The organism is Humisphaera borealis (genome assembly GCF_015169395.1).
GTDB lineage: Bacteria > Planctomycetota > Phycisphaerae > Tepidisphaerales > Tepidisphaeraceae > Humisphaera > Humisphaera borealis.
The window spans coordinates 606899-622573 of the sequence record NZ_CP063458.1; the positions used below are offsets into that span (position 1 = coordinate 606899).

At 63.3% G+C, this 15675-nt stretch carries 8 protein-coding genes; 3 read left to right on the forward strand and 5 right to left on the reverse strand.

Going from position 1 to position 15675, the window contains the following annotated elements; all coding sequences use genetic code 11:
- Positions 1 to 114 precede the first annotated feature (114 nt).
- Positions 115 to 816, forward strand: coding sequence for a phosphatase PAP2 family protein (locus IPV69_RS02390; protein WP_206293317.1), 702 nt, complete (start codon positions 115 to 117; stop codon positions 814 to 816).
- Positions 813 to 1547, forward strand: a complete 735-nt coding sequence (locus IPV69_RS02395) for a glycosyltransferase family 2 protein (RefSeq protein ID WP_206293318.1) — start codon at positions 813 to 815, stop codon at positions 1545 to 1547. The genes IPV69_RS02390 and IPV69_RS02395 overlap by 4 nt, the downstream gene beginning before the upstream one ends.
- A 300-nt stretch (positions 1548 to 1847) precedes the next feature.
- On the opposite strand, the gene IPV69_RS02400 is transcribed toward IPV69_RS02395, so the two are convergent.
- The 5 genes from IPV69_RS02400 to nagB all read right to left on the reverse strand — a co-directional run bounded on the left by IPV69_RS02400 (position 1848) and on the right by nagB (position 9779).
- Positions 1848 to 2588: a rhamnogalacturonan acetylesterase gene (locus IPV69_RS02400; protein WP_206293319.1), complete on the reverse strand. Its 741-nt coding sequence runs from the start codon at positions 2586 to 2588 to the stop codon at positions 1848 to 1850.
- A gap of 128 nt (positions 2589 to 2716) precedes the next feature.
- The gene (locus IPV69_RS02405; RefSeq protein WP_206293320.1) at positions 2717 to 5347 is read right to left on the reverse strand and encodes a bifunctional YncE family protein/alkaline phosphatase family protein; all 2631 of its coding nucleotides are present in this window, start codon (positions 5345 to 5347) and stop codon (positions 2717 to 2719) included.
- Between the two features lie 181 nt (positions 5348 to 5528).
- Positions 5529 to 6365: a sugar phosphate isomerase/epimerase family protein gene (locus tag IPV69_RS02410; protein WP_206293321.1), complete on the reverse strand. Its 837-nt coding sequence runs from the start codon at positions 6363 to 6365 to the stop codon at positions 5529 to 5531.
- Positions 6366 to 6527: 162 nt separating this feature from the next.
- Entirely contained in the window at positions 6528 to 7358 is an 831-nt protein-coding gene (locus tag IPV69_RS02415; protein WP_206293322.1) for a class I SAM-dependent methyltransferase, read from the reverse strand.
- Positions 7359 to 7751: 393 nt separating this feature from the next.
- Positions 7752 to 9779, reverse strand: coding sequence for a glucosamine-6-phosphate deaminase (gene nagB, locus IPV69_RS02420; protein ID WP_390884372.1), 2028 nt, complete (start codon positions 9777 to 9779; stop codon positions 7752 to 7754).
- Between the two features lie 642 nt (positions 9780 to 10421).
- Between nagB and IPV69_RS02425 the strand changes: the two genes are divergently transcribed.
- Complete coding sequence (locus IPV69_RS02425) at positions 10422 to 15587, forward strand: beta strand repeat-containing protein (protein ID WP_206293324.1); 5166 nt, start codon at positions 10422 to 10424, stop codon at positions 15585 to 15587.
- Positions 15588 to 15675: the final 88 nt, after the last annotated feature.

Here is a 15675-nt window from a genome sequence, read left to right on the forward strand (position 1 = left end):
GAAGGGGTGGGTTCGGCGCCGATGACATGCGTTGCGCGATTCGCGCCGAGCCCACCCCTTCGGGGATGGCGCTAAAAACTCACGGTTGGTTCTTTAACGTCCGATCTGGATCGCATGTCGCGTAAGACGCTGGTCATTCTCACCCTCTGGATCATCGCGATCACGATCGCGTTGATGCTGGATCGTCCCGTCGCGCAGTGGGTGCACGACCAGGGATGGGACCGCGAGCCCTTCGGACTGAACAACAAGCACTGGTTCATCCGATTGCTCAAGGCACCGGGCGAATACCTCGTCACCCTCTGCTCGGCGATTCTTCTCGCGTGGCTGTACGTCAGACGCAACGTCACCCGCTGGCAGGCGGCGGGGCTGGTGCTGGGTGCCAGCGCGATCTCGGCGCTGAACAGTGTGCTCAAATGGATTGCCGGCCGAAAACGACCGGTGTCGGAGATCGGCATCGAACCATTCTCGTTCGATCTGTTCATCGGCGGCATCGGCGGCCTGATTGTCGCCGAGAAGAATCTCTCGTTCCCGTCGGGGCATGCTGCCTTGGCATTCGCGTGGGCGTCGGCGGTATCGCGATTGCTGCCGGGGTGGTGGCCGGTGTTCTTTGCCTGCGCCTCGGCGACGGCAGTCGAACGCGTCGTCGAGAACGCCCATTACTTCAGTGACAGCGTGGTCGGAGCGGCGGTCGGGTGCCTGTCGACGTGGGCGGTGGTGAGACTGTTCGAAGTCGTCACGCGACGGCGTGCCGAGCGACAAGGAGCCGACCTTCGCATTTCCGACCCACCCACCTTAAACTCCCGCCCACACGCATGACTGACAAGCCTTTCCTCTCACTCGTCATCCCCTGCTACAACGAGCAGGAGATCGTCCCGACCCTGCTGTCCCGCGTGGACAGCGCCCTGGCCGTGCTGAACAAGCCTTTCGAGGCGATCGTCGTCGACGACGGCTCGAAGGACGATACGCCTCGGCTGCTCGCCGAGGGAATGCAGAAGTACCCCTGGCTGCGGGTGCTGCGGATGCGGAAGAACGGTGGGCAGTCGGCGGCGTTCGAGGCCGGCTTTGCCGCCGCCCGAGCCGACATCATCGCCACCATCGACGCCGACCTGCAGAACGACCCCGAGGAGATTCCTCGCCTGCTCCCCATGCTCGATCAGGACGGCGGCTACGACCTGATCAACGGCTGGCGGAAGGACCGCCAGGACACCAACTTCCGCCGCTGGCAGAGCCGCCAGGCCAACAAGATTCGCAACTGGATCAGCCAGGACAACATCAACGACTCGGCATGCAGTCTGAAGGTGTACCGTTCGCACACGATCAAGGGCTTGAAGCTGTTCAACGGCGCGCACCGCTTCTTCCCGGCGCTGGTGAAGATGCGCGGCTACAAGGTGTTGGAAGTTCCCGTCAAGCACAGCCCGCGCTTTGCCGGCACGGCGAAGTACGGATTCGGCAACCGCGCGCTGCGAGCGTTCATCGATCTGCTGGGCGTGCGGTGGATGAAGGAGCGGTACATCCGCTCGCAGGCGGATGAAGTGCCGCGGGAATAGATTGCCCTCATCCCGACCCGTCGAAATGCGCGTACCCGCGTGGAGGACAGACATTCTTGTCTGCCGCTCGGGACCAGATGCGACGTTCGAACTACCATCCGCCTCTTCCAAGCATCAAGTTTTCGATTCGACTTCCTTCTGCACGCAAATTCTGAAGACCTTCTTGGAATTTGAGAATTCGTTCTCGTCCCGAGTGACAGACAAGAATGTCTGTCCTCCACGCGGGCACGGGTGTTCCGGCAAGTCTGGACCACAATGTGACGCCACTTCCGACCGGATGCTCCAGCCGCGTAGATTGTGTTACTTCAGATACCCCACCAGCTCCGGCACATTCTTCTTCAGCTCTTCCGCCACCAGTTTGCCGACGACCTTTGCCCCGTCGGCGTTGAGATGTGTGCGATCGGGTTTGGGCGCACCGGTCGGCTGTTTCACCGGGGGCGGCGCCCACGTTTCGCTTTCCTTCGGCCCGAGCTTTTCGACCGCCGCCTTGCTCGCAACGTGCAGATCGAGCACCGGCACGTCCTTTTCCTTACCCACCTTGCGGACGGCTTCGGCGTAAGGCTCGAGATCCTTCCGCAGCTTGTCGCCCTCGAACACCCGCCGGGCGAGCGACGTTACCAGGATCGGTTTGGCCCCGGCGGCGCGGGCCTCGTCAACGAACTTCGCCAGGAACTCAGGGTAGGTCGTCGCCGGATCGGTCTCACGCTCGGGACCTTTGCCGGGCTGGTCGTTGTGGCCGAACTGGATCAGCACGTAGTCAGGCTTCTCGGCGAGCGCCTTCTTCCAAAGGCCGGCGTTGGTGTAGCTCCGGGTGCTCGCGCCGCCCTTGGCATGATTGACGACCTTCGCCTCCGGCCTCACTATCGCGGCGAGCCCCGTCCCCCAACCCGCCGCGTCAGTAACGGTCGAGTCACCGACGAGGACGACCTTGATGGGTTTCAGTGGCGCTTCCGCGGCATGCGCAATGGCATTGCAGGCGAGCGAGAAAACCAGGATGCAGGCGAGCCTGAACACTCCGAAAGGCGCGACGGAAAGTTGCATAATGCCTCTGTTAAGCTTTTCGGTCATCACTCTGCCTCTCTTCGGCCCAACGGGCCGGGAGCACTCAGCCTGGGGTAACGCCCCAGGTTGTTTGAACACAATTGGCGCGGCCTGAAGGGCACTCCCGCTCAGTCATCCTCATCCTTCGGCGCGTTCGGATCCTTCTTGAGCCCCAGCGCCGCCAGTCCTTTGCCGTGGGGGCCGGACCATTCCTTGGGGTATGGCTGGCCCGGACGCGCCGCCAGCCAGAGAAGTTCGTTCAGGTCGTCGTCCTCGATGATGTCCGGCTTCGAAAAATCCATCTCCGCCTGCAATTTCTGTTCGCGGGGACTGAGCGCTGCCTGTCGGCGGTTGGGCTCGTCGATGGGGATCTGGTTGGGTACCAACGTGTAGGGCGCAAAGTCCGGCTTGTCGGTGAAACAGGCTTCCATCGTCGGTGCGCCGGCCGTCAACTGGTTCAATGGCGGGAGACCGAAGATCCTTGTGATCGTGTGCAGCACTGACGACTGGTTGTAGAACTTGCTCACGATTTCGCCGCGCTTCGTATACGGGCTGATAACGAGACAGAGCGAGCGATGGCCGTCGACGTGGTCGAAGCCGTTCTGCGGGTCGTCCTCGTTCACGAAAATGCACGTCTCTTTCCAGAACCGGCTCTTGCTGATCGCCTGCACCATCTGGCCGAGGGCCAGGTCGTTGTCGGCGACGTGCGCCCGCGGCGAGGGCACGGTGGCCTTCGACCCCTGCGTGTGGTCCTGCGGCAGGTAGACGATGACGAAGCTGGGAAAGTTGCCGTCCTTCTCGAACTGCGCGAACTCTTTAAGAAAGACTTCCATCCGGCGGGTGTCGGGAATCTGCATCTGCCAGCCGGGATAGGCCTCGCAGGTGAATCGCCGCAACGCTTCAACCTCGACCGACTGTTTGAAGGAAAAGTCAGGCGTGCCCCAGGCCTTCTGGACGGCGTACCAGTCTTTGGCCTTGCCGGTGAGGGTGGGGAAGTCGAACTCGCCGTAGTTGCGGAACGAAAGGCCGGCGAGCAGCACGCTGTCCCAGATGAAGTTGCAGTTGGCGTAGGTGAGGGCGTCGGTGCCGAAATCGTAGCTGCGGGTGTGCCCGCCGAAGCCCTTTTCCTGGTAGTCGGTGACGATGCCCTGCGTGGCCCACTGGTGGCCGTCGGCCGAGAGGACGCCGTTGCAGTAATAGTTGTCGAGCAGTGCGAATCGTTCGGCGAGCGCGTGATGGTTGGGCGTTACATCGCGGCCGTAGATGCAGAGGTTGGGTTCGCTGTTGCCCTTGCCGATCGCGCCGAACACCTGGTCGTACGTGCGGTTCTCTTTGATGACATAGACAACGTGCTTGAAGACTGAAGGCTCGCCCACTTTGGCCGGCACCGGCTTGGCTGGGACATCTTTGCTGGCGGCGGCGAGTTCCATCGCCCGCAGAGCCTCGGGAACGCGGGCATCGGCTTTCACCTGGGCCGACATCTTCGCCAGTGCCTCGGCGGATGGCAGCGGCACGGCCGATACCGATCCGCGAACCTGGGAAGACGTCCATCCCGGCTTGCGCGGGTCGGGCGTGCGCGAGCCTTCGCCCTTGGTGTTGGCGATGTAGAGTGATTTGCCGTCGGTCACCACGCCGCCGGGGAACCATCCGGCAGGGATGAACCCGGCCACCTTGCCCGCCGCGCCGGCCTTGCCCAGCTCGATCACCGCAACGGCGTTGTTGCCGCCATTGGCGACGTAGAGTGTCTTGCCGTCCGGCGAAAGCGCCAGTGCATTGGGCAGGCTTCCGAAGGGCAGGTTGGCATCGGGGCGGACAGCGATCCGCTCGGCGACTTTTCCCGCCGTCAGGTCGATTGCCTGCACCTCGTCCGAGTTGGCGGCGGCCAGGTAAAGCGACTTGCCGTCGTTCGAGAGTTTGAGCTGCGTAGGGTGCAGCCCGACGACGATGTCGGCCGTCACTTTGCGTGCCTTCAGATCGACCCTCGATACGGTTCCGCTGGTGGCGATGGTTCGAGCATCGACGACTACATCGGTACCGGTGGACTTGGCGGTGGTGTCGCCGGCGACGGCGCAGCGGCCGCCGAAGTTCGATACGTACGCCGTCGCTTCATCCGCCGACAGCACCACGCTGTAGGGGCAGACGCCGACATCGATCTGCGCGACAAGCTTGCCGGCCTTGAGGTCCACGATGCCGAGTGTGTTATTACGCGACAGGCAGACGTACACGGTGGAGAGGTCGCGGCTGACGGCCAGGCCCAGACTGTGGGAGTAGCCGGGCTTGGCGGCGGGGCCGGGGCCGGGCAAGTCGATCGAAGCGCCCCAGGTGACGGTCCCATCGGCGGCGACGGTGGCGATGTGCATCGCACTGCCCGAGCCGGTAACGAAGAGCTTGTCGCCTGCGGGCGTGGCGACGGCGACGACGCCGTGCATCGATCCAGAGCCGGCGGGGTACTTGCTACTTGATAGCTCTGCCCACGTCGCCGTATCCAGAACCGAGAGACCGCCGGTGTTCTTGACGTACAGGCGTTTGCCGTCGGGCGAAAGACAGAGATCGACCGGCCGGCCGCCGTAGGCGAGGGTCTTGCCGGCGGGGCGGACGAGTTGGCCGGTCGTGACGATTGTTCCGCCGTCGCCGTCCTCAGGGCCAACGCGGCGTTCGTCGCTGTTTGCGGCCGGGCGGGTGGCGGGAGACTGGATGGCTAGCGCTGCGGCGGCGGTGCAGGTAAGACAGACGAGCAGTGCCAGATGTTTGCAGTTCAAGCGGAGCCTCGCTGGTGAAGAGCGCGTGTTCGGCACCAATGTGAGAGGATGCTGGGTGCCGTGGACTGCGGTACGCCGCTGGTCACGGCCGATGTCAACCGCCTGAACGCCAGGGGCCGTCGAGTACGCAAACCCATTGCACCCACAGGCAGGGTTGCTTCCCCGGTTCGGTTCGTGGCTATCAGGCCGGCACGTTGCTCTTGATCGCTTCGATGCCCGCGGCGATGTCGCCCAGACGGTTGTCGCCGGCTTCGCGCTCCAGCGCGAGCGGGCCGGTGTAACCGACCTCCTTCAGTGCGGACAGGAATCGCTTGACGCCGACCTGGCCCGTACCGAACGGCACTTCCGCGCCCCACTCGACGCCGGGCCTGGCCGATGCGGTGGCGTCCTTGGCGTGGACGTGCTTGATGTGTTTGCCCAGCAGCTTGATCGCTGGGATCGGCTCGCCCGCGCCGTAGAGGATCATGTTCGCGGGGTCGAAATTGATGAACACGTTCGGCTCGTTCAGGTCGTTCATGAACGACAGCAGTTCGCCGGCGGGCTCCTGGCCGGTTTCCATGTGCAGCACTAGGCCCTGGGCGGCGAGCATTTTGGCGACCTCGCGCACCCGTTCGACGGCGGGCTTGTAACCGGCATGGCCGTGCGGTGGGACGAAGCCGACGTGAGCCAGGATGGCGCCGGCGTTCAGTTCCTTTGCCAGCTTGGCGACATCCGCTGTGATCTTCTTGCGATCACCCCACTCGCCGTCCGGGATGAATCCGCCGGTCTCGCGGATGCGGGCGATGGACGAATAGTCTTCACCGGCAAAGTGGAGCATGCCGCCGGTGAGCTGGATGCCGGAAGCCTTCAGTTCCGCCAATTCGGCCTGGCGTTTGGCGGGCTCCATTTGTGACAGCTCGTTGAGCGCCAACTGCATGTGGTTCACGCCGAGCTTTTTGACCTTGGCGACAAGCTCCGCCATGGACTTGGGCTGAAGCGACCAGGAGCAGACGGCGATGGTGTGACCGTGGAGTTGCATGGAATGGGTTTCCTCGTTCGTTATGGCATGAGCACCGGCGGAATCGGCAGAGCCGGCGAGTCGCCTGTGGCGGTCAGATTCTATCTGCGGAGTTGAGCGGATGGGAAGTCGTATCAGGGCAGGAAAGCGCTTGCGCATGCGCGTAGAGTCGGGCCGCGAACCTCATCGCGACTTCTCGAACACCAGCAGATTCGTCGAGGCGATCGCCGCCGGCAGACGCAGGCGGTTGTACAGATCGTTCCACCGCAGCGTCAGTTTGCGCGGCAGGGCGGGCATGTGGCGTTGCCACTCGGTGTACTCGACCGCGCCCCGGTGCACCAGGCGACAGTTGTTCCTGTCGAGGCAGCGGATCGTCGCGCCGATGTTCATCTGCCAGTTCCACATCAGTCCGCCGAACATCTGGCACCACCAGCCGACGCCATACTCGCTGCGCGAGCGGCCGACATTCCTGCCGAGCACTTTCCGCACCGCGCCCTCCACCACATTGTCGATCGCCCGGTGGTTGGTGACCTGGAGCGCGATTCTTGATCCGGGCTTGAGCACCCGCACCAGTTCGCGAACGGCAAGATCGACGTCCGGGATGTGAACAACCACGCCCCACGAGAAGACAGCGTCGAAGGAAGCGTCGGCAAATGGGAGGCGCGTGAGGTCGGCCCGGGAATACCGAATGCGCTCGGCCACCCCTTCCTCCCTTGCGTTCTGCAACGCGATGCTGAGCGCGACCCGGGAAACATCCACCCCCTGGACCCGGAATCCGGCGCGGGCCGCCCGCACGCTGTGAACCCCGGTGCCGCAGCCGGCGTCGAGCACCATGCCTCCCGGCGGAGGTGCCAATTGTTGCAACATCCGGTGGACCGACCGGTCGTAAAGGCGTTGGGTCAGCGGCGAGTAGTAGTCACTCGCCCAGGCACGGTAGACTTCTTCGTTATCAAACGCCCCGTCTTCGACATAGCCCGACGGCGCGGCGGGTTCCAGTGGTGCCGACTGCCCCATGAGCCCAATCGTAGAACTCGAGGGTTCACGCGAAGGCAATTCCGAAACCCCATATGTCACAGTAAAACTCAGTAGAAGACCCGGGCGGCGTGGTTCTGCACTAGAACGCAGTCGCTGCCCCGTGCGATCCCACGCGCACGGCACCAGCAGCAGTATCTTCGAGCCCGGGAAATATTGCCCGCCGAACCTCTGCCGGACAGCCCTGCACCGGCAGCAGTTTGACAATTCTTACCACGTCGCGAGCCGCCTGCAAGATGAATCTGGCAGATATGCGCGGCCGGGCGATTGCGGGCGCGGTTTGCCGCGGCCGCGACGGCTCATCAGCACCCGCACGCACGCTCGGCGCGAGCGATGGTAGTTTGGGTCGCGGCGACGCTGCCCGGATGGTCGAGCTTAGATCGGCTCTTCCTTCCAGCGGACGAACCCCTCGATCGCCTCGTACTCGGCCAAGCCCAGCGCGTCGTACGCCTCGGCGGTGGCTCGGTTGCGGTCTTCGGCCCGCTGCCAGAACTCGCGGCTGTCCGAACCCGGGAACAGTGCCTTGTCCTTTTGGCTCTCGTGTTTGAAGATCGCAATCCGCTTACGGCTGACTTCATCCGGGCTCAGCGGGACGGCCATCTCGATCTGGTCGACGCCCCATTCCTGCCACGCGCCGCGGTAGAGCCAGACTTCGCACGTCTTCATCCAGTCGCGGTTCTTCAGCCGCTTGACCGCTTCCAGAATTGCCGCCAGGCAGACCCGGTGCGTGCCGTGGGGATCGCTGAGGTCGCCGGCGGCATAGATCTGGTGCGGCTTTACCTTCTCCAGCAGGTCAACAATAACCTTGATGTCGTCCTCGCCGATCGGCTTCTTCCGCACGCGGCCGGTCTCGTAGAACGGCATGTCCAGGAAGTGAATCCGGTCGTCGTCTTTAATACCCGCCGATACTGCGCCGGCACGGGCTTCGGTCCGGCGGATGAGCCCTTTGATCTTCTGCAGCTCGGGGCTGTCCACCTGGCCCGGCTGTTTGTTCCTGATGAACGATTCGAGCCGGTCTTCCATTGTCTGCACGATCTGGTCGGTCAGGCCGAACGCGGCGGCAAACTCACGCACGAAGTCGGCGTGCCGCAGTGCAGCCTCGTCGAAGACGGCGATATTGCCGCTGGTCTGGTAGGCGACATGGACTTCATGCTCCTGGTCGCACAGCCGGATGAACGTGCCGCCCATGCTGATGACGTCGTCGTCGGGGTGCGGGCTGAACAGGACGACCCGCTTGGGGAAAATGCCGGCGTTGGCGTGCTGGAACATGCCGGGGGCGTGGTAGGCGGCCGCGCCGTTCTCATTCGCCTCTTTACCGCCGGGCCAGCCGGTGATGGTCGCTTGCATTTCCTTGAAGACTTCGATGTTCAGTTCGTACGCGCTGCCGCGGCTGGCGATCAGCTCCTGCAGGCCGTGTTCGTTGTAGTCTTCGTCCGTCAGCTTCAGCAGCGGCTTCTTGAGCGTCGTCGCCAGCCAGATGACGGCCTTGCGGGTCGTCTTGCGGTCCCACGTGAGCCCGAAATCCGAGAGCGAGCCCAGTACCCACGGCGTCTTGAAGCGCGTCAGCTCGGCGGCGGCGGCGGTGTCGAGGACGATCTTGGCGCTGGCGTGCTGCTGCAGGAACGACGCCGCGACGGCGGTCGTCACTTCGCCTTCGACCGCCCGGCGGATGGTCGGCGCTTTGCCCTCGCCCCAGGCCATCAGGATGACCCGGCGGGCGTTCATGATCGTATCGACGCCCATCGTGATCGCTTTGCGCGGCACGTTCTGCTCGCCGAAGAAGTCCGACGCCGCGTCCATGCGCGTTACCTTGTCGAGCGTGATCATGCGGGTGCGGCTGTCGCGCGAGCTGCCGGGCTCGTTGAACCCGACGTGGCCCGTTCGGCCGATGCCCAGGATCTGAATATCGAGCCCGCCGAGATCTTTGATCTTGCGCTCGTAGGCCGCGCAATAGTCGAAGACCTGTTCGCGCGGCAGGGTGCCGTCGGGGACATTCCAGTTGCCGCGGGGAATGTCGATGTGGTCGAACAGGTGTTCGCGCATGAACCGCACGTAGCTCTGTAGCTCGTCCGGCTTCATGGGGTAGTACTCGTCGAGATTGAACGTCACCACATTCTTAAACGACAGCCCCTCTTCGCGGTGCATGCGAATGAGCTCGTCATAAACGCGGGTCGGTGTGGATCCCGTCGCCAGGCCGAGAACGGCCGTTTCGCCGCGGGCGCTCTTTGTGCGGATCAGGTCGGCGATTTCCGCGGCGACCGACTGCGAGGCCACGGCGGCCGAGGGAAACACGGTGGTTGGAATTTTTTCCACGGCGGCGGTCAGAGCGGATGGCCCGTCACCGGCATGAGGGGGCAATTTCGACGCAGAAGGGGAAGCAGATGGCGAAAAAGCGGTCGTCATAACGTTATTCTCCTCGGGGAGTGGCATCGTATCACACTCCCGCCGGCAACCCAATCGATTTGTGTAGAACTTGTGTTTCTCTGGCTTCGCTCCGCTACCCATGCTGTACCGGGCGTTGATTAAATTGTTCGAGTGCTCCCGGCGACAGATTTCCTCCCCAGATGTGATTGATCTCCCAAGCAGCGTCCTCCAGATCTCGAAACATGGGACTTGAGACCCGCACATTTCACCCAAGCTCCCTAAGCCATAATGTTGTAATGCCGTAATTATGGGCATTTTCGCGTCGCAACCCGGTTGACTCACAATTCGCGGGCGAGCCCATCAATGGCACCCACGCGACATCATTTTCGTTAAGTCGTTTCCCTACCTTGCGTAATCGCTCGCATTCGGATGGCGAGATGCGTGTTGGAACGACCGTTGCTTAGGTTCATCGGATTATCACGATGTAACAAATGGTTTCCTCGGGCAACAACCCGCCTGCCCGATTGAGGAGTGAGATTTCAGATGCGTCATCCCCGTTGTATCCGTACCCTGTTGCAGGCGATTGCAACCGCACTATCTGCTTCCACCGCCGCCTCTGCCGCACCCACCTATCAATGGAACTCCGCTGCCGATTCCACTTGGTTGAACGCAGGCAATTGGTTGCCAACCTCGCAGTTCCCGGGGACTGCTGGTCTTAACTCAAGTGTCGATCTGGCCCGCTTTTCCGACGTTGATGCGGCCTCCAGCTTCGTCTCGATCGACGCGAGTCCCCTGACCGATTCCGCCCTGAGCCTCGGCGGGATCGACTTCAGCCTGAACGCCGGGACGGGGTTGTTCAGCATCGGCGGTGGCGCGGCGACGGCCACGACGGTCCGACTGAACGGGACCGAGATCGATACGACCGGCACAAACACGTCATTCAGCAACAACGTTCTAATTGCGGTGACGGATGCGGCAACACGTGATCTCACCATCGCGCCCGCCGTCAATGCTGCCACCGGCACTCTGTCGTTACAGCTCGGCCTGACCAATGGCGGCTTCTATGTTGCCAACGGGAGGGTACTCACTCTTTCGACGTCCATCAGCCAGTCGCTGGCGAACTCCGGCTTTACCAAGACTGGAGCCGGTACCCTGGTCCTTTCCGGTAGCAATACGTTCACCGGCAAAGCCGCGGTGAACGGCGGCATCTTGCAGATCGGTGCCGACAACAATCTCGGAACAGCCCCGGCTGCGGCGGTCTCGGATCAACTCTCGCTCAACAGTGCCACCCTCAAGCTGTCGGCGGCGCTCACCCTGAACGCCAATCGTGGTGTCTCCATCGCAGGCTCAGGTGCGACGATCGATACCACCCTGATCGCCGGGACGGGGAACTCCGTCATTGCTGGAGTGATCGCCGGCACCGCGCCGCTGTTCCTGGCGGCGAACGGAAACACGTCAGATACCGGCGGCGGCCAGGGTGGCAATCTCGCGCTCACCGGGGCGAACACCTTCGTCGGCAATGTGACCATCAGCAGCGGTGTCGTGACGGCCGCCTCCAACTTCGGCAACGCCTCCAATAAGATCATCATCACCGGTGGCGGGCTGGTCGCGTCGGCGACCACCACGTTGCCCAGCACACGACTGATCGAGCTATCCGGCACCGGCGACCGAATCCTGCGATCTTATGGTGTCGCAACATTCACCCTCAACGGCGTGGTGAGCGGATCGGGCAACCTGCGCGCTACCGACTCTGGCGTGCTTATCCTTGCTGCCGCAAATACCTACACGGGCGCGACGATCGTCGGCGGCGGAACACTGACCATTGGCTCGGGTACCACAGGCTCGATCGTCACGTCGTCGGGATTATCCATCCTCGGATCGAATACCGCGCGCATCGCCCGCACGGACAATGTCTCGATCAGCAGCATCCTGCCGGCGTCGATCACATTCGCAGGTACCGGGTCTCGGCTGGAGCTTGCCTCGACCTTGCAGACATCAGTCCTGACGATCGATCGTGATATCGGGTCGGGAACGACCGCCGGCCGGTTTCGCGTGAGCGGCGGCAATGTCACGCTCGCCTCGGGCACCGATATCTCCGTTGCCGCGGTCTCATTGGGATTGCAGACCACGACCAACCGCGGTGTTCTCAATATTGGAACCGGATCGACCGTGGCCGCCGCCACCTTCGACCTGGGTGAATCCTCCAACAATTCCGGAACGATCAACCAGACCGGTGGAACAGTCACCGCAGTGTCGGGAGGTTTCTTCCGACTGGGCCACTGGACGAATGGCACGAACGCCGGATCGCAGTACAACCTTTCCGGCGGAACCCTCGACGCCACGGCTTTGTCCGCCAACGCCGCCGGTTCTGCCCAGATTCTCAATGTCGGTTGGGACGGCCAGGGAACGATGGTCGTCGGCGGGGGTGCCTCAACCGCGACGCTGAAGGCCTTCGGCATTCAGCTCGACGCCAACGGCGACACGGCCGCTTACAACAGTACGCTGACGCTCTCCCCGAACGGCGTGGTGGAGGTCGCTTCCAGCATCGGCGGTGGGTCCGCGCTCGACCGATTCTTCCTCGCCGGCGGTACGCTTCGTCCCACCGCCAACAATACCTGGTCTAACCGCTTCGAAGTCACTGCCACCAGCGCGATCGACCTCAACGGCAAGACGGTCAGTCTTACCGGCGGAATCGAAGGCTCGCCGCTCCCGTCCATCACCAGCGCATCGGCCGGTGCCCTGAACGTATCGGGTACGCTCACCGCTGGTCAGATCAGTCTTGATGCCAACAGCACGCTCGGCTTCACCAACACGACGACGATGTCCGTGTCGACGGTCTTTTCCGGTGCTGGCTCGATCGCCAAGAGTGGATCGGGAACGGTGAGTCTCACCGCAACGTCGACGCTGAATGGAGCGACGAATGTTTCGGGCGGTCTGCTTAACGTCGTCGGCAGCCTAGCGTCGTCGGCGGTTACCGTCACCGATACAGGCACGATCGGCGGCGAAGGTACTGTCGGAAGCCTGACCCTCGGTGCAACGACCGGAGCGACTTTGCAGGTGGACCCGACGACTCCTGGGGCGCTAAACGTCGTCGGTAACCTGGCGCTCAACGGTGTCACGACGATTCAGCTCACCAGCGCCACGACCGGAACCGCCCCGTTTACGGTGCTCAACTTCGGGTCGCTGACCGGGTCGACCGCCAACCTTACGCTGGCGAATCTGGCCGGCTTCCGGACGCCGGAATTGAGCTTGTCGGGGAACAGCATCATCGCGTCGATCGGCAACCTGAATCTCACCTGGACCGGCAGTGTCGGTTCGACGTGGGACGCAGGGGCCACCGCCAACACCAACTGGACGGACGGCAGCTCCCAGAATTTCTTTAGCGGCGACAACGTCACGTTCAACGACAGTTCGACGATCGGCGGCGTCACCCTCGCCGGCTCGATCTCGCCGGGCAGTGTCACGGTGAACTCCTCCACGACTGCGTACACCATTACAGCCAGTACCGGCAACGTGCTGGCAGGGCCGATGACGCTGCTGAAGCGGGGAACATCCACGCTGGTGATGGCAGGCAACGTCGCCAACACCTACGCGGGCGGTACCTTGATCAGCGCCGGTGCGATCGACATCCAGAACGCCGGGTCGCTGGGCACGGGAACGATCACCCTCGGCGATGCCAACACGGGCAGTGACGCCGTGGCACTCTACCTGGCGACGAACCGCTCGACGGTGACGGCACCCGTCGTTATCGCGGCGGCGGGGACCGGCACCGCGACCCTGGGCTCACGCAGCAGCGTGACGGGGACTGGTGCGAACAACCAGTTCAACTCGATCACCATCAATCGGGCGGTGGTCTTCGATTCCAACGCCGCCGACCGAACCGACTACCGTGCGATCAGCGGCACCGGCAACATCCTGGTCACCGGATCCGGTCGCTCGATCTTTTCCGTGGTCAACACTTTTGTCGGCGACCTTACCGTCGGCACTGCCACTGCGTCTTCCGGAACTTTGCAACTGGGTACGAACTCCACGGCGTTCGATGCCATTCCAAACGGAAGCAATGTCACTATTGCGGCCGGCGGGCTCCTGAACCTTTCATACACAGCAGGTGGCTCCGAGACGATCAACGCCCTGAACGGCACTGGCACGCTCGGAAACAACGGCGGTCTCGCCAATACCATCATCATCGGCTCGGCCAACGGCAGCGGCGATTTCGGGGGGCTGATTCGCAACGGCGGTGCCGCAGCGCTGTCGGTGACGAAGTCGGGCTCGGGCACGCAGATCCTGGGTGGAACCAATACCTACACGGGCGTCACCACGATCAATGGCGGCACCCTGAGCGTGGCTTTGCTTGCCAACGGGGGCACGGCGAGCAACATCGGCCAGGCTACGGCACTGGCATCGAATCTCGTGATCGGCGGCGGCACCCTCGCGTATACCGGTGCAACGGTCTCCATCAACCGGGCCTTTACCACCAGCGCGGCCAGCGCCATCGACATCCCTACCGGCACCAACGTCACGTTGGCGATGACCGCGCTGAACTCGACCGACGCCACCACGATAGCTGCCACCACTGGCTTTCAGCCGGTTCTCGGCGGCACGCTTACCAAAACCGGGGGCGGAAGTCTGATCATGACCGGCTATCGCGGCGGCAGTGCCGCCGCCACGTCCGACATGGTAATCAACGGCGGCAACGTCACCTTCGGCACCGGCTATTTCAATGCCGCGCCCTTCGGCCAGCGGGCGCTGACAATCAGCGTGAACTCAGGCGGCAGCGTGACGCTCAACACGAGCCACGCCATCGGCGGCGACAACGCCGATCTTGGTACCTCCTGGGGTCAGATTTTCGTCAACGGCGGCACACTTACCACCAACGGCGACAACTACCTCAGCGGCGGAACGGTCTCGTCCCAAGGCCGTCTGGTTTTGACCGCCGGCGCTGTCAACGGCAGCGGCAACCTTCGAACGGTTGACGGCGGGTCCACGATCACGACCGTTGCCAGTGCGACCGCTTCGCTTATCAGCGCAGGGATTCAAGTCCGTGGAAACATCGTTCTCGATGTCGCACGTGGTGCGGCCGACAGCGACCTGACCATCACCGGGCTTGTTTCCAACAGCACGACGGGCGGACTGGTCAAGTCGGGCTCGGGTATTCTCACGCTCACGCGTGCCAACACCTATGCCGGCACGACCACCATCAACGCCGGCACGCTTCTGGCCAACAATGACCCGCTCGTCGCCGGTAGCGCCACCAGTTCAAGCTCCGTGTCCGTCGCCGGTACGTCACGGCTGGGCGGAACAGGCCGGGTCGGCGGCGCGGCTTCCTTCGCCGCCGGGACGACCCTTGCCCCGGGAGCCGTGGATACGACCGGGTCGCTTGCCGGCGAGTTGCGATTCGGCGGCGACGTGACGATGGCCGCTAACAGCACCTACCAGTGGCAGATTTCCGACCCCGGTGTTGGCGCGGCGACCGATCCGGGCGAAGGGGTCGCCACCGCCGGGGGATCTTTCGATAAGGTCACGATCGCCGGGGTATTGACGATTGCCCCGGGCGACACCGTCAACATCGCAATAGAGAAGCTAGGCTCGTTCGCCTTCGCCAACGATGCCTTCTACCGGTGGCAGGTGGCCACCAGCGCGACCACCACGGTGACGGCGAGCCAGTTCGTGCTGCCAGGTATCTCCACGGACGAGTCCGCTGCTTACGACGTCGAGGTGGTGGGCAACAGCGTCTTTGTGACGTTCGACGAGACCCGGGTCGTTCCGGAGCCCACGACCGGGATGCTCGGAGTTGTCGCGATGACCGGCCTACTGGCCCGCCGCCGCCGCCAGTCGCGTCGTTCGTGAACACGATCCGAACTGAAACCCGCGTCTCACCGGCCGGTCAGGGCGCGAGCATTCGAATGGATTACGGGCCGAAAGCAGTCGGCAGCGC

Bases quoted from the DNA above. Each gene is read 5' to 3' on its own strand.
- IPV69_RS02390 (WP_206293317.1), top strand. From the start codon at position 115: ATGTCGCGTAAGACGCTGGTCATTCTCACCCTCTGGATCATCGCGATC.
- IPV69_RS02395 (WP_206293318.1), top strand. From the start codon at position 813: ATGACTGACAAGCCTTTCCTCTCACTCGTCATCCCCTGCTACAACGAG.
- IPV69_RS02400 (WP_206293319.1), bottom strand. From the start codon at position 2,588: ATGCAACTTTCCGTCGCGCCTTTCGGAGTGTTCAGGCTCGCCTGCATC.
- IPV69_RS02410 (WP_206293321.1), bottom strand. From the start codon at position 6,365: ATGCAACTCCACGGTCACACCATCGCCGTCTGCTCCTGGTCGCTTCAG.
- IPV69_RS02415 (WP_206293322.1), bottom strand. From the start codon at position 7,358: ATGGGGCAGTCGGCACCACTGGAACCCGCCGCGCCGTCGGGCTATGTC.
- nagB (WP_390884372.1), bottom strand. From the start codon at position 9,779: ATGACGACCGCTTTTTCGCCATCTGCTTCCCCTTCTGCGTCGAAATTG.